The organism is Neisseriaceae bacterium, assembly GCA_016864895.1.
Lineage (GTDB): Bacteria > Pseudomonadota > Gammaproteobacteria > Burkholderiales > Neisseriaceae > QFNR01.
In genome coordinates, this window is sequence record CP046107.1 from 1,289,922 (window position 1) to 1,311,760 (window position 21,839).

Consider the following 21,839-nt stretch of genomic DNA (forward strand, 5'->3'; position numbering starts at 1 on the left):
GCGATTTTTTTAATGACAAATTATAACAGAATTAGATTATTAAAAGAATATTACTTGGCAAAAGTGTTTATTTTCATTTTTATCTTAAGATTGAATGCTCCAGTGAGAGAAGGGCATTAAAGTTAGTTAGTTCAAAGAAATAGGATTCAAATTATTTTTGAACATTTTTGTGCGTAATTGCTTTGACAAATTTTTGAATGAGGTGATGGCCTCTTAGTGACCAAATTCAAGTACTAAATCTTATTAATACCATAATTGATTTTTGTTTTTTATATCAATTCTATTTTCATTTGCGGCAACCATTAAAAAACATCAGTAGAATAATTGATAGCTGTATAGGCTGGGGATAATTATTTACAGAAATTTCCTATCATTATTATTTTCAGTACCATAGTCATGAGTGATGAACTAGTACTAAATCTTGCAATGGCTTGATATTTTAGAAAAACAGAAAAAACCCCGAACTGGGAAGAGTGTTCATAGGTGAGTGAGCGTTCAGAGTTTTTTACTGGATTAGAGGCTGATTAAGCCATATTTTTGATTCTACTTGATAGACGAGTTTTATGTCTTGCTGCCTTATTTTTGTGATAAATACCTTTATCAGCCACACTATCAATTGTTTTTACTGATTCACGAAATGTATTCTTTGCTAATTCTTTATCACCAGTTTCAATTGCTTTCATGATCTTTTTCACAGCAGTGCGGAAAGCAGTTCGCAAGCCAGCATTATGAGCACGTTGCTTTTCCGCCTGACGAGCACGCTTACGAGCTTGGGCGCTATTTGCCATAAATGTTTCTCCAAATCCAAATAAATTTAGGCGCGATTGTAATATATTTTTTGTGAGAAATCAAGACATGCCAATATTTATATTGAGAATATTAATATTTTGATTATTTTGGTAAGTAGAGTGTTGGATTGACAGCATTTCCGTTGTTGCGAATTTCAAAATGCAATACGTGTTGATTGCTGTCATTCATTCCAACTGTCGAAATAATCTGACCTTTTTTAACCTGTTGATTCAGTCTTATCAAAACATTTTTATTATGGCCATAAGCAGTTAGAATAGAGTTATTAGCGTTATGGCTAATTAAGATTAGATTTCCATAACCAGGGACATAGTCATTATAAACAACCCTGCCACTTTGAGCAGCTTTCACTTGTGTAGAAGCGGTAGTATGAATATCAATCCCTTTGCTAGTCGAACCATTAAAATTAGTTATTACGATACCATGTACCGGCCAGGAGAAATTCATCTCTGTAAGAACTTGATTAGTAGCAAGTGGTTTATTTAGTTTGGGTTTAGAAGTGGCTGTTTGTTTGTGTTGTTTAGTATTGCTCGTTCTTGAAATTTTAATTAGATCTCCAACATTGATTTGATTTGGATTTGATATATTATTTATGTGAACCAAGTTGGCAACAGTTGTATTGTATTTTAAACTAATTCGGAACAGATTTTCTCCAGCTTGTACCCTATGATAACCTTTAGCAGTAGCTTTATTTGAGTTGGAGGAATTATTAGGAGCAACCATATGGATAGGAGTTCCCTTCTTATTGGTTCCACAGCTAACAACAAATACAGTCATAAAGGAAAAAACTAATAATTTGAATAGAAGTTTTTGATTATCTTTCATAATTTCACTCTTAACATACACCCAATCTGTAATATTATGATTAAATCATGTAACTAATATACTGAATTTTCGTTATTGGGTCTAGTTTTAAAACGTTTATGTAGCCAAAAATATTGTTCTGGATGTTCACGAATGACCCTCTCAATCAGTAAACTGATTTCTTTGGTATCTTCTATGGCATTACAACTAGGAATAGAGTTTATTAATGGTAGAACTTTTAACGTGATTTTATTACCGTGGCGAATCGGAATAACTGGCAATACTTTTCTATTAGTTATTTGACTGATTCTAGAAACTCCAGTAGTGGTAGCTGTTGGGATGTTGAAAAAAGGGACAAAAACAGAGTCTTTCCTACCAAAATCTTGGTCAGGTAGGTACAGAAATAAAGCAGTAGATTCTTTGAGTTGATGGATTATTGAAATAATTTTATTGTTTCTGCAAATTAAATGTACAGAGTTAATATTATTAAATCTTATACGTCCTTTGTATATTTGTTGATTAATTTGAGGATCTTTTTGTTCTGTAAAAACACTGATGATAGGGTATTCTAAATTTAATCTTAATGCACCAAGTTCTAAAGCACAAAAATGAGGATATAAGATAGTTAACTGGATATTATCTTTACATAAATTTTGCAAGATCTCAAAGTTTTCAAAATTAACTAATTTTTTGATACGCTTAGGATGTGAATACCAACAAATAGAATATTCTAAAAGCATGCAAGCAATATGGTAAAAGTTTTTTTTAAGAATTCGTTTCCTTTCTAGAGATGATTGCTCAGGAAAACAAAGTGCTAAATTGATTTGCCCAATTTTTCTACGTTTTTTTGCAAAACAATAAGCTAAATTTCCTATGATCCAAGCCATGGCATGCAACACTGATATGGGGAGAAAGTGAAGTAAGTAGAATAATAATAAAATTAGTTTTTTCATTACTTATTTTCACAACCTGAGGGAATTTTATATCGATTGTAACTGAATAAATACTGTTCAGGAAATTGCTTAATTAGTGTTTCAATTTGATCATTAATGAGTTGGGTGTTGTGGCGAATATCACTTGTTAGGGGTTTCTTTAAAGGGAAAATATGCAATACGAATCCTTTACCGTAAGGTAAACGTTCTCCAATAAAAAATAAAGGAATAATATTGGGCTTATTGGCAAGTTTAGCTGCTAGAGTCATGGTATATGCAGGATAATTAAAAAAGGTAGCCATAATACCTTCTCCATTTTCTGGTACTTGATCTGGTAGAAGAATAACTGCTTCCTTATTCTTCAAAGACTTGTAAATTTTTCTAACCCCTTTTTTATCTGCTGTAGCAACTTTGGCATTGTTTCTTTCTCTGCCATGTTCCATGATGTGAACCAATGATTTTTGCTTAGGTGGCTTGAATATACCTGTAACAGGAGAAGGGATTATTTCGCTTAAATATCGACCTGCCAAATCGAAACTACCTAAGTGTGGTGTCATTAATAAGATCCCCTTTTGTTCTTGGAGGGCTTTTGTAAGATATTGTCTACCTTGAGTATATTTAAATAGTGAAGAGATATATTCAGGATGGCGAGTAAGAGCAATGGTCAGTTCTAGGCTGGTTTTTACTGTTTCTTTTATGACTTTTCTTGTAAAGCTTTTTATTTTATTGCAGTCTGATATAATTTCCGAATTACTAAGATTGGTTGCAGTTATTTGTCTCATTCTTGGAGAGGAAAGGTATAAAATATCACCTAAGATGTTTCCTAGAATATGTAAAATAGGCAGTGGAAAATAGCCTAGAAAAGTGAAAAGAAATCGTATGATGTACTGCATAGAGAAAAATTTGAAATGAAAGAATATGGTAATAGTATATCAAAAAATGAATGTGTTAAGAGGAAAGAGTATTATTTAGCTGATGTTGAGTTGGTACAGTTAGATAAATCATTATATGGAAAATAATAATTTAAGGAAAAAAAGTGAGTGATTATTTATTTACTTCTGAATCAGTCTCAGAAGGACATCCAGATAAAGTGGCGGATAAAATTTCAGATAGCATTCTAGATGCAGTTTTAATGCAGGATCCGACTGCGCGTGTTGCAGCAGAAACTTTAGTTAATACAGGGCTGATAGTATTGGCAGGTGAAGTATCCACTGTGGCTCGTGTTAATTATTCTGAAATAGTCCGAAAGACGGTTAGAGAAATTGGATATAATTCTTTTGGTTCGGGATTTAATGCCGATGATTCAGCTGTGATGATTTGTTATGATGAGCAATCACCAGATATTGCACTGGGCGTTAATGAAGGAACGGGGTTGGATACTAATTTAGGAGCAGGAGATCAGGGCTTGATGTTTGGTTATGCTTGTGATGAAACACCTGCTTTAATGCCATTTTGTATTTATTATGCTCACCGACTAATGGAACGGCAATCACAATTAAAAAAGTCTGGTAAATATCCGTGGTTGCAACCTGATGCGAAATCACAAATTACAGCACTATATGATGGAAAAACAGGGCAACCTAAATCGATTCAAACAGTTGTACTATCGACCCAACATACTCGAGATGTCTCCAGGAAAGATTTAATTGAAGTGGTGATGGAAGAAATTATTAAACCTGTTTTACCCTCTGAAATGTTGACTAATACTCAGTATCATATTAATCCAACAGGCCAATTTATTATTGGAGGACCTAAGGGGGATTGTGGTTTAACTGGGCGTAAAATTATTGTTGATACATATGGTGGGGCTGCTCCACATGGCGGTGGTGCATTTTCAGGTAAAGATTCAACCAAGGTAGATCGCTCTGCTTCTTATGCATGTCGTTATATTGCTAAAAATATTGTAGCAGCAGGATTGGCTCAGCAATGCCAAATCCAAGTTTCTTATACTATTGGTATGGCAAATCCTAACTCTATATCAATAGATACATTTGGAACCAGTCAATTATCTGAAGGAGAGATATTGGAAATAGTAAAATCTAATTTTGATTTAACGCCTAAGGGTATTATAGATATGTTAGATTTGCAACGACCCATTTTTGCTAAAACAGTTAACTATGGACATTTTGGTAGGGAAGACCCCGATTTCACCTGGGAAAATACGGACATAGCCCAAAAGTTAAGATGAGAAAAATAGTCAAATTGCTGAAAATATATGTAACTGTTTTGAATTTCTTTTTTGTATATGGGACATACAATTTATCATTCACATAGAATCTCTATAGCACCAATGTTAGACTGGACCGATAGGCATTATCGTTATTTAGCCCGTTTATTGACTAAGCATGCTAGATTATACACAGAGATGCTTCATATGGGTGCTATTGTTTATGGAAATAAAGAGCAGTTTTTAGAGTTTAAAGAAGAGGAACATCCTATTGCTGTGCAGTTGGGTGGAAGTGATCCCCAACAGCTCGCAGAAGCTACTAGAATTGCTTATAATTTTGGATTTGATGAAGTGAATTTAAATTGTGGTTGTCCCAGTCCAAAAGTTCAGAAGGGTTCATTTGGTGCTACTTTAATGCAGGATGTTACGTTAGTATGTGATTGCTTAAAATCAATGCAAGACAGTGCTGATATAGAAGTAACTTTAAAACATCGTGTTGGAATTAATAAAGAAGAATCATACGAATTTTTAAGAGATTTTGTTGGCTATATTGTGTTAAATACACAATGTAAAACATTTATTGTGCATGCTAGAAATGCCTGGTTAAATGGGCTTTCACCAAAGGAAAATAGAGAAATACCTCCTTTGAAGTATGATTATGTTTACCAATTAAAAAAAGACTTTCCATGGGTAAATATTATTATTAATGGTGGTATTAATACACTTGGATTAATTCAAGAGCAGTTAGAAAATGTTGATGGGGTGATGATTGGTAGGGAAGCTTATCAACATCCTATGTTTTTACAAAAATGGGATGAATATTTTTTTGGCAGTGAGTCGGGTATAGCTATTGGAGATTTAATCCAAGCATTGTATGAGTATACAAAAAGAGAATTAGAAAGTTATCCAGAACTAAAGTTGAAAAATATTGTGAGGCATTATTTAGGTTTGTTTCATGGTCAGCCTAGGGCTAAGATTTGGCGACAGATGTTATCTGATACAGAATTATTAAGTAAAAACTGTCCAGAGTTGATTTTAGAAGCATATCAACTCATGCAACGATAAGAGAAAAAGTACCCTTTAAAGGGTGCTTTTTCTTACATTTATTTTATATGATCAAGGGGAAACTTTACCAACTATTTTTTCATAGGTGCGGTATATGCTAATTCCCATAATATAAATAGGGCAAATACACCAAAGTACAAATACAATGTTGTACCAAGGCAGTAGTAAATCATAAACTGAACGCCCCCATGCATGATCCCTAATAAGGATATGTTCAGTATCTACATTTGGTGGAACATTAATGTTCATGTACGAGAATACTTTATTGGTGTGACTAGGTTCACTAAATACTATAATTAGATTTGTTAGTGTCCAAAGTAGAGTGATAAAAATAGTCAAGTATCTTAGCCGTTTGACTCTAAATGGGTGTACAAAATTAAAATTTACGTTCTGTAAAATACAAAATAAAATTGTTACAAAGAAATTAGTCCAAGGCATTTCGGGACTTAAAACATACATGTAAATTGCGATTATTTGCCACATGGTGGGAATGCCATTGAAATAAAAATCGTGGGTTTTCATGTCATTTTTGAAGAAAAAATACATGGAACTTATCAATATTAATGAAATACTGAATAATTTTAAATAAGGCGGGTAATCCACATAAAAATAAATAATAAACACAGGTATAAAGACATAACTTGTATAGTCTATGATTGAGTCCATAATGAAACCATCATAATTAGTGAGCCTCTCTACATGAACAGCCCTAGCCAGAGAACCATCTAAACCATCAATGATATAAGCAATAATCAACCAGAAAAAACATAAAGAGGGTTCATTTTGAAATAATGCAAGCATTGCTAAGGCACAGGCAACGATGCCTAAAGATGTAAATAGATGAGCGATCCATGCCCATGCGTACTGTGTGTTAGTATAAATTTGATTTGACATATCTATATTTCTTTCTTGATCAGAAAATTATTAAGAATTGCAAGTATGTAGTGGATTGATGAGCTAACCTTAATTCTTGATAACTCTTGTCTTTCGGTAAATTATACAGAGAAAAAATCTCTTTTCATAGCATCGGTGTAAAATATTGTTGTACTATGAATAAATTTTAAAAATAAATTAGGATCATTTCATGAGTAATAGTAATTTTTTTGTTTTAGCAGGTGAAAATTTAAGTGGTTTGGATGTCCTCTTTAAGGGTTGTTGTCTCGAGCAATATGACAATAAAGATAAAGTTGTTAGATATATAGTAGATGGTAGTTTTAAATTACCAGAATTAATAAAACAAGAGCTACTTATGCGGAAAGTTGATTGGGCAATTTTACCATTACAGAAGTTTTCTGATTTAGGTTTGATAGTAAGTGATATGGATTCCACTTTGATCACTATAGAGTGTATTGATGAGATTGCTGATATGGCAGGAATCAAGGAAGAAGTTTTTCAAATTACACAGCAAGCGATGCAAGGTAAAATTGATTTTGAAACTTCACTTAAGAAAAGGGTTAAATTGTTAAAAGGGTTAACAGAACAAGATTTAAAAAATGTATTAGAATCTCGTTTGAAATTAACACAAGGTGCCAAGTTCTTAATAGAAGAATGTCAGAAAAATGATATTAAGTTTGTTCTGATTTCAGGGGGCTTTACCTTTTTTACAGATTATTTGTACAAATCATTGAGGCTCACAGCAGCATTTTCAAATATATTAGAAATTCAAAATGGTATTTTAACTGGGGAAATAGTCGGTGAAATATTAGATGCCAATGCAAAAGCAAAATATTTAAAACAGTACAGGGAAGCATATGGATTAGAGAAAAATCAAGTGGTTGCTATGGGTGATGGTGCCAATGATATTGAAATGATGAAAGAAGCAGGTATATCATTTGCCTACCATGCAAAACCCAAAACTAAAGAGTATGCAACATTTTGTATCGATTTTTACGGCTTAGATTTTGTTCGATATTGTTTTATTTGATTAAATCACACAACTGAATAATCTCCCTAAATTTAGCGTGAGATATTTTTAATTTTTTTACTTTAATTTAAAAAGTCTTGTGGATATTGATTACTAAAATTGAATCTAAAGCATATTGAATCTCATTAACAAATCGTATAATAAAACAAACATCATTCATATTAGAAATTTATCAAATTGTCATTATAAAAAATCTGATAAAAATGTCATTTTTATTTCAGTATATATCGTACTGTTTTTTAAATATGCTTGCACTGTAATAAATGTGTTGAGGTAGAATTATTTTGTTTGATCTAGTTTTCTCTAAGTAAAATAGTTCTCTGATTAATGGTAGTAGATTAATTATTTGATTTTTTTATATTATTTTTGTAGATAAAAAAAATTAATCATTAACTCTTGAAATATTGTTTTTAGTCCTCACTTCATAGCTTAAATTAGAAGTTTAAATTAACTTAGATAAAACATTTTTATTATTTATTTAGGAGATATTTTATGGCAATTTGTCCTTTACATGATCGTATCGTAATTAAACGTGTTGAAGCAGAAGAAAAAACGCATTCAGGTATTGTTTTACCAGGTGCGGCTGCTGAAAAACCCGATATAGGCGAAGTTATTGCAGTTGGCCCTGGAAAGACGTTGGATAATGGTAACGTTCAAGCTGTTTCTGTTAAGGTAGGAGATAAAGTATTATTTGGCAAGTACAGTGGACAAACTGTTAAGATTGATGGTGAAGAATACCATGTAGTACGTGAGGATGACGTTTTGGCTATTGTAGAATAATCAATAATTTAAATATTCAAAATAAAATTTTAGTTTGGAGAAAAATATGTCAGCAAAAGAAATACAATTTGGAAATGACGCTCGCCAAAAGATGGTGTTTGGTGTGAATGTATTGGCGGATGCAGTAAAAGTAACTTTGGGACCAAAGGGTAGAAATGTAGTCATTGATCGTGCATTTGGAGGCCCTAATATTACCAAAGATGGCGTTTCTGTTGCCAAGGAAGTGGAATTAAAAGACAAATTTGAGAACATGGGTGCTCAAATGGTTAAACAAGTGGCCTCTAAAACTTCAGATGTGGCAGGAGATGGAACCACAACAGCAACTGTGTTGGCTCAATCTATTATTACAGAAGGTATGAAGTATGTTGCAGCGGGAATGAATCCTATGGATTTAAAGCGTGGGATTGATAAGGCTGTTGTTGCTTTGGTAGCAGAAATTAAGAATATAAGTAAACCTTGTGAAAATAATAAATCTATTCAACAAGTGGGTGCGATTTCAGCTAACTCTGATGAATCTATTGGAAATATTATTGCTGAAGCAATGGATAAAGTAGGTAAGGAAGGTGTGATTACAGTTGAAGACGGTAAATCTCTTGAGAATGAGTTGGAAGTTGTAGAAGGTATGCAGTTTGATCGTGGTTATTTATCACCTTATTTTATTACAGATACAGAAAAACAGATTGCAGCTTTGGACAATCCTTATATCTTGTTAACAGATAAGAAAATTAGTAACATTCGGGAGTTGTTACCTGTATTGGAAAATGTAGCTAAATCAGGTCGCCCTCTTTTAATTATTGCTGAAGATGTTGAGGGTGAAGCCTTGGCTACTTTAGTAGTTAATAATATCCGTGGTATCTTAAAAACAGTAGCTGTCAAGGCGCCTGGTTTTGGTGATCGTCGTAAAGCAATGCTACAAGATATTGCTATTTTAACTGGAGGTACTGTTATCTCTGAAGAAGTGGGATTATCTTTAGAGAAAGCAGAGTTAGATCAATTGGGTCAAGCTAAGAGAGTAGAAATAGGTAAAGAAAATACTACTGTGATTGATGGTGCTGGTAATAAAGCTGATATTGATGCACGTGTTACTGAAATTCGTAGTCAAATAGAATCTGCTACTAGTGATTATGATAAAGAGAAATTACAAGAACGTGTTGCTAAACTGGCAGGTGGTGTGGCAGTGATTAAAGTTGGTGCAGCCACAGAAGTAGAAATGAAAGAGAAAAAAGATCGTGTAGATGATGCTTTACACGCTACACGTGCGGCAGTTGAGGAAGGTATTGTTCCTGGAGGTGGTATTGCTTTATTGCGTGCTCGTCAAGCAGTAGCTAATTTAGAGGGTGATAATACAGAACAAAATGCAGGTATTCAAATTGTATTAAAGGCAGTTGAAGCACCATTGCGTCAAATTGTTGCCAATGCAGGTGAAGAGCCAGCTGTTGTAGTGAATAATGTATTAAATAGCGATGGCAATAGTGGCTATAATGCTTCTACGGGGGAATATGGCGATATGTTTGATATGGGGGTATTAGATCCTGCAAAAGTAACTCGTACAGCATTACAACACGCTGCTTCTGTTGCAGGTTTAATGTTGACAACTGATTGTATGATTACCGATTTGCCAGAAGATAAAGCTGCACCCGACATGGGTGGTATGGGCGGTATGGGTGGCATGGGCGGTATGGGTGGTATGATGTAATTCCACGCTTTGTGCTAAATACTATTAAAAACGGTGCAGTAAAGCACCGTTTTTTATTCCTATAAAAACCTATAAAACAAATCTTCAAATGATTATTGAACACGTTGCCAAGTTTGGCTACGACCCAATAATTTAAAACCTATATAGCCCCTTAGTGTAAGAGTGTTGCCATCGCGAGTTAATTTGGCAGCACCACTGTAAGTATTACCACTTCCAGGGTCAAATACTTTGCCATTTTCATAATCGGTGTCATTAATCTTTGTTAAACCAGTTAGAATGGTCATTCCCTTGATGGGTTTATTCTTATTAGCACCTGAGCATTTTTCACATATTGTGACGGTTGCAGCTGGCAATAATTCTACTACTTTACCAACATAAGTATTACCAGATTTTGTGATTTCAACAATACTTTTGGGTTGATTTGTTTTATCATCAATAGTTTTCCATTTTCCTTCAATAGAGGCGGCAGGAGTGAAAGCCATTGCAGAAAACATCAGTAATAATAATGTTTTTTTACTCATTGTGGTTCCTTTCTTATTTGATCAATCTAAAAATTAGTATAAAAAATCAAAATAATTTTATAAAAGTATGGCAAAAAAAGTAAAGTCTCTTTTTCTATTGTTATTTTTATATTTTAACATCATGTGTATTAGAGTATGTTTAATAATATTTTTAATTAGACAGTAGTTCTTGCTTTATGCATTAATTCTTTCATCTCTTTAACTGCATGATTTAGACCAATAAAAACAGCTTGTGAAATAATAGAGTGACCTATATTTAATTCACCGATAGGAATTATTTTAGCAATAGGGGCTACGTTATGTATATTCAAACCGTGACCAGCATTGACCAGAATGCCTAAATCAGAAGCGAAATAGGCTGCATCCTCGATTTTACGTAATTCTTTTCTTGCATTGTCAAAATTAGCATTGGCATAAGTGCCAGTATGTAACTCAATGACAGGTACATTTAGGGAAGATGCCGCCTTGATTTGTTCTATATCAGGATCAATGAAAAGAGATACTCGAATACCTTCTTCGTATAAGACAGAAACAAAATAATTAATCTGATCATAATATTTAATAATGTCTAGTCCACCTTCTGTAGTGATTTCCTCTCTTTTCTCAGGAACGATACATACATCATCTGGTTTAACTCTTATTGCATTTTCTAGCATTTCATCAGTCAACGCCATCTCTAGATTTAAACGAGTTTTAATATTTTCCTTAACGGCAAAAACATCGTGATCTTTAATGTGCCGTCTATCCTCTCTAAGGTGCATTGTAATATAATCGGCTCCTGATGTTTCAGCAATAAGAGCAGCCTCGACAGGAGATGGATACACTGTACCTCTAGCATTTCTCAATGTTGCGATATGATCAATATTGACACCTAGTAACATATTGGGTTCCGTCCATCAGTTGCTGATGCGATCATTCTAGCATGAGTTAGTTAATTTATTAACAATGTAGATTGAAATAGTTGTTTTAAGATGTGGCTAGATACAATTTGATGATTAGGAATGTGCTGTGCTATTAAATATTGAAAAAACTCCCTTGCTTCTTGCCTTGTTTTTTCTAATGTATAGTCTTCACGATTAATATTAATCAATGTTTCTCCAGATACTGTGACAAAATGATCTATATGTGGTTTTTCAGAATATATGGGAATTAAATTAGATTCATACTTAACTTGGTAAAAGTGATTTTTTTTAATAGGATTTTCATAAATATCAACTAAGATAGATGGAGCTAATCCTAATTCATTAAGAAGTATCCATTCGAATTTTCTCAATTGAGAAGAGGGATCTTGATTGTTGGCTAAAGCCAACATACTTGTTTTTAAACCAATAAAAATTTTAGGGTGGGGATCATTAGGCGGGACTAATTTAAATACTAATTCGTTGATATACCAGGAACTTAGAAGAGCTATTCCTTGAGGCATTGGTTGACCGCCAATCCAACTGGCTTGGTGTAATGTTAGTAAACTATTCTTTCCAAACCAAGAAAAAGAAATAGGTGTAAAAGGATTGAGAACACCCCGCAGGGCAGAAGTGGCTTTTCTAGCACCTCTAGCAATAAGTATTTTTTTGCCATAATCTTGAGTGAAAATATCAATCAAGAGACTGCTTTCTTTCCATGGTCTAGTATTGAGTAAATAACCTATTTGGTGATTTACTCGGATTGTTTCTGCCATATCAATGATTAATCAGTTTTGATTGTTAAATTGATCAATTCCTCTTTCTAATTCAATTGAGGCAGCATGTAATGAAAGACGTGCTATAATGCTATAGATATAGAATCTGTTTGCCTTATCACTATTTAATTTATCCAAAACAGGAAGAGCCTGTATATCCCATTGTGTAAAATGATGCTTTGGATTAAGAATGTCGATATTCTCTTGCACAGTAGATAAATTTTCATACAGTGGAATAAAACGCATACCAGAAGCGTTTAGGTTTTCATTATTAGCCCTGCCCTCGTGTGCTCGGTAGAAACCACCAACAACAAATCGATCAATCATATATACTACTGGTTCTGCAACCGAGTTTTCTATTTTTTCGTATGAGTATACACCTTCTTGTAAGATGACATTATGTACTACCAATCCTTCTTTGACAGTAGCCATTTTATTTCTATTTTTTCGATTTAATGATAGAATATCCTCCGGTGACTTTACAGTCATAACACCCATACCATAAGTTCCGGAGTCTGCTTTTATAATAATAAAAGGTTTATCTTTGATTCTATATTCATTGTATTTCTGTTGTATTTTTTTTAATAAGTCAGAAGTTTTATCAACTAATTCTTGACTGTCAAATTTACTAGAAAAATCTAGATTAGAGCAATTATCGAAGTAAGGATTAATTAACCAAGGATCTATTCCAATTTCTTGGGAAAACTCACCCATAATTTTGTCAAAAATAGAGAAATGTCTTGATTTAGTACGAATAGTCCAGCTAGCAAATACAGGTGGGGTAACAGCTTGGTCTAGATTTTTTAATAAATTTGGGATTCCTGCTGATAAATCGTTATTTAGTATAATAGCGCAGGGACTGAAGCCATCTTCAAGATATAGTCTATTGTTCTCACGAATAATGGGTTCTACGTTGATTTTGTGATTTTTGATAGTATTTAGTTGAGTTATTTCATTGATTTCTGGGTTAATAGTGCCTATTCTTATTTTAAAACCAGCTTTAATTAAAATTTGGCTTAATGTGTAAACATTTTCCAGATAAAAAGTATTTCTTGTATGATTTTCAGGGATAATTAATAAAGATTTAGCATCGGCACAAATTCTGGATACGGCCTCTTGGGTAGCAATGACAGCTCCCATCATAAAATTTTGATTAAGGTTATTAAAGCCACCTGGGAATAGATTCATATCAATAGGTGAAATTTTATAGCCAGCATTTCTTAAGTCTACTGATCCATAAAAAGGTGGTTTATGCTGTAACCATTTATCTCTTAACCATGCTTCTATTTTAGTATTTTTGTTTAATAATTCTTGTTCTAATGGGGTTAGTTTATTGAGAGAAGTATCAAAATTTTGGGTCATGGCATTGAACCTTTATAAAATATCATAGGTAGTATTGTAGAATAAATTGAGATTTGTTTATAGAACTTATCACGTTTGATCTATTGTGTCTATTCTTTGGAATTTATTAAATATTATTTTTGTTTTATTTAAATATTAATTACTATCGTATAGAATAGAGAATATTCACAAAAAGGTAAGATATATGAATAAAAAAGCACAAAATTTTCATAAATTTATTACAGAACATAATATTCAAGATTCTTTTTCGATTTCAGAACATAATGAGGTAGGTAGAAATTTTGTACTTTTTGATACTTCGGTTGAAGTACTCGGACAATATTTGAAAGTTGCAGTGATCCTAGAAGAGGGTTTGCAAACAGTTATCCGAATGTGGTTGGGACAAGGCTTGATTAATGTGCAAAATAAAGAACATGTATTAGTAAAATTAAATCAATTGAACACTGAATATAAAGGATTTAAGTTTTTTTTGGATGAAAAGAATAATGTTATCATGGATTGGATTAATTCTACCCCAGATGTTTTGTTTGATCCAAATTTAATACACTTTACACTTGGGATTATTAATCGAGAAGCGGGATACATATATAACTCCATTATGAATGCTGTAAAAATTTAATCTGGTAGGGGATTAATGGGAAACAAGAGGATTAATGGGAAACAAGACATGAATAGTAAAGCACAACAATTTATTAAATATATTGAAAAGAGTTTAGATATTAATACATTTGTGATTAAAGAATTATCTAATGATTTACATGCTACTTTGTTTTATTGCAATATGCGATTATCTGATGAGTTATTATTGAAAAGTTTTATTTTAATTGATGATTCTCAGAATATTTTAATAAGGGTCAATTTTAAAGATCAGGTGGATAAACAGAAGATTGATGTTGCTCAAATGAATCTAATCTTAAATCAGTTAAATCAACAATACCCATTGTTTAAATTTTACCATGATGAAGTTAGTCAATGTATTGTATTGGATATGATGTACGTTGCTCATAGTCAATTTTTTGAACCTAAAATTATACATAGCTATTTGGTGTGGATTACAGATTATGCAACTTCTATTTATCAAAAAATTGACCAAATATAATATTGATAAATTATTTAAAATTAAATACTTAAAAAATAATTATTAAAACTATTGTTTTTTTTAAGGAAAAGAAGTTGATTTATGATAACATTTCCGTATCATTCTTAACCGGGTGATTTTAAAATAATATAATATTATAGGGAATTATAGAGTTATGAATAAGAAAGCAGAGTTATTAAAAGACTTTTTAAAAGAAAATAAGTTATTAGATTCTTTCGAAGTGTCTGAAGTGGGTAATAATGTTACTATTTTTCGCTCAGTAATTGAGCTGAGTGATGATAAATATAACATTATTGTGGGAGTAGATGAATCTCCATATACTATTATCCGTACTTTCTTTGGTAAAGAGGTGAGTGTTGTTAATGCAAAGAATTCGGCTGAGAAAATCTTCAAATTAAATAGGGAAAATGATATATTAAAATTCTATAAAAATGAAGATGGTGAATTGATTATGGATATTGTTTTGCCTACACCAGAGCAGACGTTTGATCCTGCTATGATTCAGGCATTTCTGTCGTTGTTAGTACAGCACTTGCCTAAAATTTATCCTGAAATCAAATAATTAGATATGTATTTGAAAGGGCACCTTAGATTGTTGGTGCTTTTTTTATAATTTTTAGTGTTATGCATAGAGATTATTATTCTACTGACCATGTATCATTTAATATAAAAGAGATCTATAATCTGTAACCTATAATCATTGGTATTTGTTATTTATTTGATAAAAAATATCGTTTATTGTAATGATTTGGAAAGGTTAAGTGTATGGCTATTGCATCAGATATTACTGAACTAATTGGTAGAACGCCTCTAGTAAGGTTAAATAGGTTAACTCAAGGACTTCAAGCAGAGGTAGTAGCAAAATTAGAATTTTTTAATCCCAGTAGCAGTGTAAAAGACAGAATAGCTGTAGCAATGATAGACGCAGCAGAAAAATCAGGAAAAATTCATAAAGATTCGGTGTTGGTTGAGCCTACTAGTGGTAATACAGGGATTGGCTTAGCAATGGTAGCTGCAGCAAGAGGGTATAGGTTAATTATCACTATGCCTGAGACTATGAGCAGGGAAAGAAAAGTTTTGATGCGTGCTTATGGTGCTGAATTAATTTTAACGCCGGGGGCGGATGGTATGAGTGGTGCTATTTCTAAGGCAAAGGCATTGGTGGAGGCCAATCCTGATACGCATATCATTCTACAACAGTTTGAAAATTTAGCAAATCCTGAAATCCACAGAAACACAACAGCAGAGGAAATTTGGCGCGACACCGATGGTATGGTTGATATTTTTGTTGCAGGTGTCGGTACGGGCGGTACTTTGACTGGGGTGGGGGAGGTTTTAAAATCTAAAGATCCCAATATTAAGGTTGTTGCTGTTGAACCTCAAGCATCTCCTGTTTTATCTGGAGGAGATAAAGGGGCTCACCCTATTCAGGGGATTGGTGCAGGGTTTGTCCCAAAGATATTGAATACTGAAATTTATGATGAAATTATAAAGGTATCGAATGATGATGCATTTAATACTTCTCGGGATTTGGCTTCACAAGAGGGAATATTAGCGGGTATTTCAGCGGGTGCTGCGACTTATGCGGCCTTGGAGTTGGCTAAAAAGTCTGAGCATAAAGGTAAGAGAATTATAGTGGTTATTCCAGATTTTGGTGAGAGATATTTATCAACTGCCCTATATGAAAATATTCTAATATAATAATTTTATTGCATAAACTAGTTAAAAGTAGTAATCTGGTGTAGTCTTCAACCATCCAATAATAAGTGTATTTATGAATAAAAAATTGATTTCTGTATTAGTAGTTTCTTTGGCCTTGTCAGGCTGTGTTTTGACCTTACCTCCAGATTATTCAGCGAATACTTATGGTTCAAAATCTGCGCCAATAGTTAGTGGTCCTTATCAATTGGCAGATAGTCATTGGTCTGATTTGGCTAAAATTAAATCAGAAGCAGAACGATTAGCATTACAAATTGGTTTGGGAACACTTACCAAAGTGGAGGCGGCTCGTCAGCTGGGGACTTATCGTATCCAAGTGGCAGGTAGTAATATAGTGGATGATGATGTGTATAGAACTTATCTGAATGCTGCTATTGATAGTTCTAGTGGTAAAATTGGTAATGCGCAGTCTAAAAATTTAGTCAAAAGCTCATTGGCGGGATGGCAGAAGCGTTGGGAAAATATGAGTGATTCACAAAAACCAAAAAATCCAGCATTTACTAATTTTCTGAATGAAACCATGGGGTTGCCGTATTTAAAATAGTTGGTATTAAATAGTTTTTAAAACACATCATACTAATAGATGATGTGTTTTTTATTTTATTTTTTTACAAAAATTAGTGAATATTTGAATGATATATAGTGTGACATTACCTGAGGCTGAATTTGATGTTATTGGTGATTTATGTATCCATTTTTGTGTGGTGCATCGATTTTCAAAAAGCAACAAGTTAATTTGGCTGTTGAACATCTTTCACTATTTTAGAAATTGACTATTTGATGCAGGATGTCAAAAAACATGGTTTGGCTGATTTTTGAAAGAACAGTGGAGCAAGGATGCCTTGTAATAGTTATTTTTTCAAATGGGGGAAGAATATAGAAAAGTGATGATTTCTTTCCTGATAATAGATTTAAAATTTTATTAGAATTTTGACAAGTTTATGAAGAGAAATTAGATATCTTTTCTTTAATAGATGGTGGAAATTTTCAATTCGTTTCAGATAGTGAGATGATTCCTCGGAATTTTTCTATGTGGTATTGTGTTATCATTTATCGTAAGAGCCAATCTTTGGGGTATGGAGGTTATCAAAAAGGAAATCATTCTAATACCGTTGACAACAGAAATAGCTGAAAAAGATTTACTATTAAATACAGAAAATTTATTTAACTGGTTAAAATAAATGAAATTAAGTCAGTACATTGCAAAAAATATTTATACACAAGAAGAAATATGGAGAGGGGCTTTTAACACTTCTGAGGATTTAATCAAAAAAACAGAAGATTTAGAAAATCGTCGGAAACAATTTATATCTTTGACATTATATGAACGGATGAATTTAATCAATTCTATTGCCGAAGAATTGAAACGGCAGAAGAAACTGTATTCAAAAATGATTTGTGAAGAAGTAGGTCGATGTTTGAGAGAGTGTGAAGCAGAAGTTGAAAAAACAATTAATCTGGTTGACTATTATACAAATATTGCACAACAAATGTTGCTGCCTAAGGATGTTGATACTCAAGCGAGTCTAAGTCAGGTATGTTATGAGCCTCTTGGACTGATTTTGGCAGTCATGCCTTGGAATTATCCTATTTGGCAAATATTAAGATTTGCAATACCTGCCTTATGTGCGGGCAATGCATGCTTGATTAAACCAGCTCCTAGTGTTGGTCGAATCACTGAATTTTTTTTTACACAAATCCTACCTGAATTGCCCATTGATTATATTTTTTTAAAAGATGATGATATTGAATTGGCCATTGAGCGGTCACAAGGTTTGGCATTTACTGGCTCTGTCAAGACAGGTCGACTGTTGGCTTCTATTGCTGGACAGCATCTAAAAAAAACTGTGTTAGAGCTTGGTGGTAGTAATGCATTTATTGTCTTTGGTGATGCTAATTTAAAGCAAGCAGCTAAAGATGCTTGTTATTCTCGGTTTCGTGACGCAGGTCAATCATGTAACGCTACAAAAAGAGTGATCGTAGAGGATTCTTGTGTTGAATTATTTACAGGGTATTTAATTGAAGAAACAAAAAAAATAATGTTAGGTAATCCGATGTTAGAGTCAAGTCATATGGGTCCTTTACATTTAGACCATGCATCATACAATATGCAGATCTATGTAGATGATGCCTTAAAAAAAGGTGCTCATTGTTTTTTAGGGGGATATATTCCGGATAATCCCATTTTTTACCCACCAACTATTTTAGGAAATGTTGCCCAAAATAGTTTGGTTGTTACTGATGAGGTATTTGGTCCAGTATTGCCAATCTTGACTGTAGGTAATAAAGATGAGGCAATTGAGGTAGCCAATAATACGCGCTTTGGATTGGGGGCATCTATTTATTCCCAAGATATTCCATTAGCACAATATTACGCAAAATTTTTAGAAGTAGGTTCAGTATATATTAATCGACATACTAGTAGTGATTTACGTATGCCTTTTGGTGGGATTAAGGATTCTGGCTATGGACGAGAGCTATCAGAATTTGGTTTAATTGAATTTGTAAATATTAAAAGTTATTGGCAAAGGTAAGTAAAAATGTCAAAACCTAATATAGCCCTGGTATTCCCAGGTTTAGAGTGGAATCAAGATTGGTTACAACAAGATATAGGGGAGTATTTGAGCAAGGATTGGATCAAGCAATTTTATTCTAAGGGTATCAAGAATAATAGATCTTTACGATACAGCGATCTGCTTAGTCAATATGTATTGAATATTTCTTTGTTAGATAAAGCATTACAACTTGCCAAGTTTGATCTTGGGCTCAAGATTCGGAGTAAATATGTTACGATGATATCACCAGTTTTTCAAAATATGAGACTGCACCAAATGGCTGTTTTGTGTGGTAATGAGATTTTAAATATTAGCTATACAGAAGCTAATATTTTATGTGAACAATTAAATGCTCTATATGAACATGAGCAGTATTATTTTCATCCTGTAAGACCAGACTTATGGTTATTGGAAAGCCCAGAACCTTTGGTGTTTGACTCACCGTGTCCTTATAATTTAGTTGATTTAGTAGATGGTCAAGTCAAGGCAATTGGGAAAGATGGTGCTAGAATTCAGTTGTTACAATCTGAGATGCAAATGTTTTTACATAATTGTGATGTTAATCAACGGCGTAAGAAGAAATCTCAATTTCAAATCAATGGGGTGTGGTTTTGGAATGATATTCCTAGTCAAATTAAATATCCCGATTCTGAGGTGATTGTTAATAGTAAAAATATAGACTGGCTAAGCTCAAAAGGTACTACTCATGTAAAAGAAATACCAGACACTGTTTACCAATTAGTTAAAAATAATCGTTCAGTTGTATTATTTTCAGATATATTATATGCACCAAATTGTATGTTGAATTTGGAGGAATACGCTACAAGATTTTCTTGGTTAGGAAAATATATTGTGGTGCCTATTTTGAAAATGCAAAATGATAAAATAGTAAGTAAAGTTGAGTTGATTAGCAATGGCCAATCAGGTGGTGTTATCCAACTAAAACAAAAGACATTTTTCCCTTCTCTATTTAAGAAGCTTACTTATAAAGGCTTGTGGATTGACTGATGATTAGGAAAAGAAAAATAAACCTAGAATTAGAAAAAAAATTAGTTGAGGCAGGTCAATCTGCTTTAATAGCGCGTTTGTTAGCTGCTAGAAATATTTTGACAGAAAAAGAAGTTGATCTAAAACTCGATTTACTACCTCATCCTGATTTATTAAAAAATATGCGAGAAGTAACTGCATTATTGGCAGATGCAATTATTCGACACAAAAAAATTGTTGTAGTGGGGGATTATGATGCAGATGGTGCTACTTCTTGTGCTGTGGCAATTAAAAGTATTAATGCACTGGGAGGAGTGGTTGATTTTATTGTGCCATCTAGAGAAAAAGATGGTTATGGGTTGTCTAATAATTTAGTTGATAGAGCAAAAGCAAAGCAAGCAGACATTATTATGACAGTAGATAATGGTATTTCATCTATTAATAGTATTGCCTATGCACAAGATCAGGGTATAACAGTGGTAGTCACTGATCATCATTTACCAGGAGAAGAAGTGCCTAATTGTTTGATTGTTAATCCTAATCAAAAAGATTGTTTATTTCCTTCTAAAAATTTAGCGGGGGTAGGGGTTGTTTTTTACGTGATGGTAGGTGTAAGAAGTCAATTAGAGCAGTTGAATTATTTTGATAATCGGCAAAAACCTAACTTAGCACAATTTTTGGATTTAGTTGCTTTAGGTACTGTTGCGGATGTCGTTAAATTAGATCATGTGAATCGTATTCTGATCAATCATGGTTTGCAACGAATTCGTACTAAAAGAAATTGTCTTGGTATTCAGGCTTTACTAGATGTGGCAGGGAAAAAAAACAAGAAAATTCAAACCATGGATTTAGGATTTGTTCTTGGGCCAAGAATTAATGCAGCTGGAAGGATGGAAGATATTACTACTAGTATTAATTGTCTGTTATCTGACGATTATCAAGAAGCTTATGAATATGCATTGCAATTAAACACGTTAAATCAACAGAGAAGGAACACTGAAAAAGAGATGCTTAAGATTACTGAAGAGGATTTGAATTCTAATGTACAAGGTGATCAAGTATCTATTGTTAAATATTCAGAAAATTTTCATCAAGGAGTGATTGGCCTTGTAGCAGGGAAATTAAAAGAAAAGTATCATTTACCAACTATTGTATTTGCCAAAGGAGAAGGGGATGAGCTCAAAGGTTCTGGACGTTCTATTGCAGGGTTTCATTTAAGAGATGCCTTGGCATTGGTTTCCAGAAAAGATCCGGGCTTGATTTTGAAATTTGGAGGGCATGCAATGGCTGCTGGATTGAGTATTCATATTGACCAGCTGACAAAATTTGAGAATATATTTGAAGAGACGGTCAAAGAAATGTTAGATCCCAATTTGTTAAATAAGGTTTTTCTTACAGATGGTGCATTAGAAGTATCAGAATTAAACTTACAAGTAGCTAAACAGTTGAATCAAATGGTTTGGGGGCAAGATTTTGAAGAACCTAGATTTTCGGATCATTTTGAAGTCATTAACCAGAAATTGGTTGGTAGTCAACACAGTCATTTAAAGGCTATTGTGAGGAAAGATAATCAAAATTTTGGGATTATGTTATTTAATTGTAAAGATTATTTGCCTCAAAAGGTTAATTTGGTTTATCGTTTGGTGGTTAATGAATGGGGCCAAAATGAGGAATTACAGCTGTATATTGATTATTGGGAAAAAGTACTTGACGATAAAACATGAAATATCTTATAATCACTGTCTT

Annotated in this window: 22 protein-coding genes; 13 read left to right on the top strand and 9 right to left on the bottom strand. The window is 33.0% G+C overall.

The window, feature by feature from the left end; genetic code table 11:
- Positions 1 to 524 precede the first annotated feature (524 nt).
- The 4 genes from rpsT to GKC53_05535 all read right to left on the bottom strand — a co-directional run bounded on the left by rpsT (position 525) and on the right by GKC53_05535 (position 3,436).
- Entirely contained in the window at positions 525 to 788 is a 264-nt protein-coding gene (gene rpsT / locus GKC53_05520) for a 30S ribosomal protein S20 (protein QRN41570.1), read from the bottom strand.
- 103 nt (positions 789 to 891) lie between these two features.
- Positions 892 to 1,632, bottom strand: a complete 741-nt coding sequence (locus tag GKC53_05525; GenBank protein ID QRN41571.1) for a peptidoglycan DD-metalloendopeptidase family protein — start codon at positions 1,630 to 1,632, stop codon at positions 892 to 894.
- A gap of 53 nt (positions 1,633 to 1,685) precedes the next feature.
- The gene (locus tag GKC53_05530) at positions 1,686 to 2,564 is read right to left on the bottom strand and encodes a lipid A biosynthesis lauroyl acyltransferase (GenBank protein QRN41572.1); all 879 of its coding nucleotides are present in this window, start codon (positions 2,562 to 2,564) and stop codon (positions 1,686 to 1,688) included.
- Complete coding sequence (locus GKC53_05535) at positions 2,564 to 3,436, bottom strand: lysophospholipid acyltransferase family protein (protein QRN41573.1); 873 nt, start codon at positions 3,434 to 3,436, stop codon at positions 2,564 to 2,566. Before GKC53_05535 ends, GKC53_05530 begins: the two co-directional genes overlap by 1 nt.
- A gap of 143 nt (positions 3,437 to 3,579) precedes the next feature.
- Here GKC53_05535 and GKC53_05540 point away from each other — a divergent pair, with 143 nt between their 5' ends.
- Positions 3,580 to 4,731, top strand: a complete 1,152-nt coding sequence (locus GKC53_05540; GenBank protein ID QRN41574.1) for a methionine adenosyltransferase — start codon at positions 3,580 to 3,582, stop codon at positions 4,729 to 4,731.
- Positions 4,732 to 4,788: 57 nt separating this feature from the next.
- Complete coding sequence (gene dusA / locus GKC53_05545; protein ID QRN41575.1) at positions 4,789 to 5,775, top strand: tRNA dihydrouridine(20/20a) synthase DusA; 987 nt, start codon at positions 4,789 to 4,791, stop codon at positions 5,773 to 5,775.
- Between the two features lie 51 nt (positions 5,776 to 5,826).
- On the opposite strand, the gene GKC53_05550 is transcribed toward dusA, so the two are convergent.
- Positions 5,827 to 6,669 (bottom strand): phosphatidylcholine/phosphatidylserine synthase, encoded by an 843-nt coding sequence (locus GKC53_05550; protein ID QRN41576.1) that lies wholly within the window; start codon positions 6,667 to 6,669, stop codon positions 5,827 to 5,829.
- 190 nt (positions 6,670 to 6,859) lie between these two features.
- On the opposite strand from GKC53_05550, the gene serB reads away from it, so the two are divergent.
- The 3 genes from serB (at position 6,860) to groL (ending at position 10,175) form a co-directional block, all read left to right on the top strand.
- A complete protein-coding gene (gene serB, locus GKC53_05555; protein ID QRN41577.1) occupies positions 6,860 to 7,699 on the top strand; it encodes a phosphoserine phosphatase SerB in 840 nt (279 codons plus the stop codon).
- 492 nt (positions 7,700 to 8,191) lie between these two features.
- A complete protein-coding gene (locus GKC53_05560; GenBank protein ID QRN41578.1) occupies positions 8,192 to 8,479 on the top strand; it encodes a co-chaperone GroES in 288 nt (95 codons plus the stop codon).
- 46 nt (positions 8,480 to 8,525) lie between these two features.
- The gene (gene groL / locus GKC53_05565; protein QRN41579.1) at positions 8,526 to 10,175 is read left to right on the top strand and encodes a chaperonin GroEL; all 1,650 of its coding nucleotides are present in this window, start codon (positions 8,526 to 8,528) and stop codon (positions 10,173 to 10,175) included.
- A gap of 92 nt (positions 10,176 to 10,267) precedes the next feature.
- Here groL and GKC53_05570 read toward each other — a convergent pair whose 3' ends face one another.
- The 4 genes from GKC53_05570 to gshA form a co-directional block, all read right to left on the bottom strand.
- Positions 10,268 to 10,696 (bottom strand): DUF2147 domain-containing protein, encoded by a 429-nt coding sequence (locus GKC53_05570; protein ID QRN41580.1) that lies wholly within the window; start codon positions 10,694 to 10,696, stop codon positions 10,268 to 10,270.
- A gap of 155 nt (positions 10,697 to 10,851) precedes the next feature.
- Positions 10,852 to 11,577: a pyridoxine 5'-phosphate synthase gene (locus tag GKC53_05575; GenBank protein QRN41581.1), complete on the bottom strand. Its 726-nt coding sequence runs from the start codon at positions 11,575 to 11,577 to the stop codon at positions 10,852 to 10,854.
- A gap of 50 nt (positions 11,578 to 11,627) precedes the next feature.
- Positions 11,628 to 12,371, bottom strand: a complete 744-nt coding sequence (gene recO, locus GKC53_05580; protein QRN41582.1) for a DNA repair protein RecO — start codon at positions 12,369 to 12,371, stop codon at positions 11,628 to 11,630.
- Positions 12,372 to 12,383: 12 nt separating this feature from the next.
- The gene (gene gshA / locus GKC53_05585; protein ID QRN41583.1) at positions 12,384 to 13,733 is read right to left on the bottom strand and encodes a glutamate--cysteine ligase; all 1,350 of its coding nucleotides are present in this window, start codon (positions 13,731 to 13,733) and stop codon (positions 12,384 to 12,386) included.
- Between the two features lie 184 nt (positions 13,734 to 13,917).
- Between gshA and GKC53_05590 the strand changes: the two genes are divergently transcribed.
- The 8 genes from GKC53_05590 to recJ all read left to right on the top strand — a co-directional run bounded on the left by GKC53_05590 (position 13,918) and on the right by recJ (position 21,817).
- Positions 13,918 to 14,352 carry a hypothetical protein gene (locus tag GKC53_05590; GenBank protein QRN41584.1) on the top strand — a complete coding sequence of 145 codons (435 nt, stop codon included), beginning with the start codon at positions 13,918 to 13,920 and terminating at the stop codon, positions 14,350 to 14,352.
- Positions 14,353 to 14,400: 48 nt separating this feature from the next.
- A complete protein-coding gene (locus GKC53_05595) occupies positions 14,401 to 14,832 on the top strand; it encodes a hypothetical protein (protein QRN41585.1) in 432 nt (143 codons plus the stop codon).
- A 154-nt stretch (positions 14,833 to 14,986) separates the two neighbouring features.
- Entirely contained in the window at positions 14,987 to 15,394 is a 408-nt protein-coding gene (locus tag GKC53_05600; GenBank protein QRN41586.1) for a hypothetical protein, read from the top strand.
- A gap of 203 nt (positions 15,395 to 15,597) precedes the next feature.
- On the top strand, positions 15,598 to 16,533 hold the full coding sequence (cysK, locus tag GKC53_05605) for a cysteine synthase A (GenBank protein QRN41587.1): 936 nt from the start codon (positions 15,598 to 15,600) through the stop codon (positions 16,531 to 16,533).
- A 73-nt stretch (positions 16,534 to 16,606) separates the two neighbouring features.
- Positions 16,607 to 17,095 (top strand): prokaryotic membrane lipolipid attachment site family protein, encoded by a 489-nt coding sequence (locus GKC53_05610; GenBank protein QRN41588.1) that lies wholly within the window; start codon positions 16,607 to 16,609, stop codon positions 17,093 to 17,095.
- A gap of 637 nt (positions 17,096 to 17,732) precedes the next feature.
- The gene (locus GKC53_05615) at positions 17,733 to 19,085 is read left to right on the top strand and encodes an aldehyde dehydrogenase family protein (GenBank protein ID QRN41589.1); all 1,353 of its coding nucleotides are present in this window, start codon (positions 17,733 to 17,735) and stop codon (positions 19,083 to 19,085) included.
- 6 nt (positions 19,086 to 19,091) lie between these two features.
- Positions 19,092 to 20,114 carry a hypothetical protein gene (locus tag GKC53_05620; GenBank protein QRN41590.1) on the top strand — a complete coding sequence of 341 codons (1,023 nt, stop codon included), beginning with the start codon at positions 19,092 to 19,094 and terminating at the stop codon, positions 20,112 to 20,114.
- On the top strand, positions 20,114 to 21,817 hold the full coding sequence (gene recJ / locus GKC53_05625; GenBank protein QRN41591.1) for a single-stranded-DNA-specific exonuclease RecJ: 1,704 nt from the start codon (positions 20,114 to 20,116) through the stop codon (positions 21,815 to 21,817). Before GKC53_05620 ends, recJ begins: the two co-directional genes overlap by 1 nt.
- Positions 21,818 to 21,839 lie beyond the last annotated feature (22 nt).

Bases quoted from the DNA above. Each gene is read 5' to 3' on its own strand.
- GKC53_05530 (QRN41572.1), bottom strand. From the start codon at position 2,564: ATGAAAAAACTAATTTTATTATTATTCTACTTACTTCACTTTCTCCCC.
- rpsT (QRN41570.1), bottom strand. From the start codon at position 788: ATGGCAAATAGCGCCCAAGCTCGTAAGCGTGCTCGTCAGGCGGAAAAG.
- GKC53_05590 (QRN41584.1), top strand. From the start codon at position 13,918: ATGAATAAAAAAGCACAAAATTTTCATAAATTTATTACAGAACATAAT.
- recO (QRN41582.1), bottom strand. From the start codon at position 12,371: ATGGCAGAAACAATCCGAGTAAATCACCAAATAGGTTATTTACTCAAT.
- GKC53_05575 (QRN41581.1), bottom strand. From the start codon at position 11,577: ATGTTACTAGGTGTCAATATTGATCATATCGCAACATTGAGAAATGCT.
- GKC53_05620 (QRN41590.1), top strand. From the start codon at position 19,092: ATGTCAAAACCTAATATAGCCCTGGTATTCCCAGGTTTAGAGTGGAAT.
- GKC53_05600 (QRN41586.1), top strand. From the start codon at position 14,987: ATGAATAAGAAAGCAGAGTTATTAAAAGACTTTTTAAAAGAAAATAAG.
- GKC53_05595 (QRN41585.1), top strand. From the start codon at position 14,401: ATGAATAGTAAAGCACAACAATTTATTAAATATATTGAAAAGAGTTTA.
- gshA (QRN41583.1), bottom strand. From the start codon at position 13,733: ATGACCCAAAATTTTGATACTTCTCTCAATAAACTAACCCCATTAGAA.
- serB (QRN41577.1), top strand. From the start codon at position 6,860: ATGAGTAATAGTAATTTTTTTGTTTTAGCAGGTGAAAATTTAAGTGGT.
- GKC53_05525 (QRN41571.1), bottom strand. From the start codon at position 1,632: ATGAAAGATAATCAAAAACTTCTATTCAAATTATTAGTTTTTTCCTTT.
- GKC53_05610 (QRN41588.1), top strand. From the start codon at position 16,607: ATGAATAAAAAATTGATTTCTGTATTAGTAGTTTCTTTGGCCTTGTCA.
- GKC53_05615 (QRN41589.1), top strand. From the start codon at position 17,733: ATGAAATTAAGTCAGTACATTGCAAAAAATATTTATACACAAGAAGAA.
- dusA (QRN41575.1), top strand. From the start codon at position 4,789: ATGGGACATACAATTTATCATTCACATAGAATCTCTATAGCACCAATG.
- GKC53_05570 (QRN41580.1), bottom strand. From the start codon at position 10,696: ATGAGTAAAAAAACATTATTATTACTGATGTTTTCTGCAATGGCTTTC.
- GKC53_05560 (QRN41578.1), top strand. From the start codon at position 8,192: ATGGCAATTTGTCCTTTACATGATCGTATCGTAATTAAACGTGTTGAA.
- groL (QRN41579.1), top strand. From the start codon at position 8,526: ATGTCAGCAAAAGAAATACAATTTGGAAATGACGCTCGCCAAAAGATG.
- GKC53_05550 (QRN41576.1), bottom strand. From the start codon at position 6,669: ATGTCAAATCAAATTTATACTAACACACAGTACGCATGGGCATGGATC.
- cysK (QRN41587.1), top strand. From the start codon at position 15,598: ATGGCTATTGCATCAGATATTACTGAACTAATTGGTAGAACGCCTCTA.
- GKC53_05535 (QRN41573.1), bottom strand. From the start codon at position 3,436: ATGCAGTACATCATACGATTTCTTTTCACTTTTCTAGGCTATTTTCCA.
- recJ (QRN41591.1), top strand. From the start codon at position 20,114: ATGATTAGGAAAAGAAAAATAAACCTAGAATTAGAAAAAAAATTAGTT.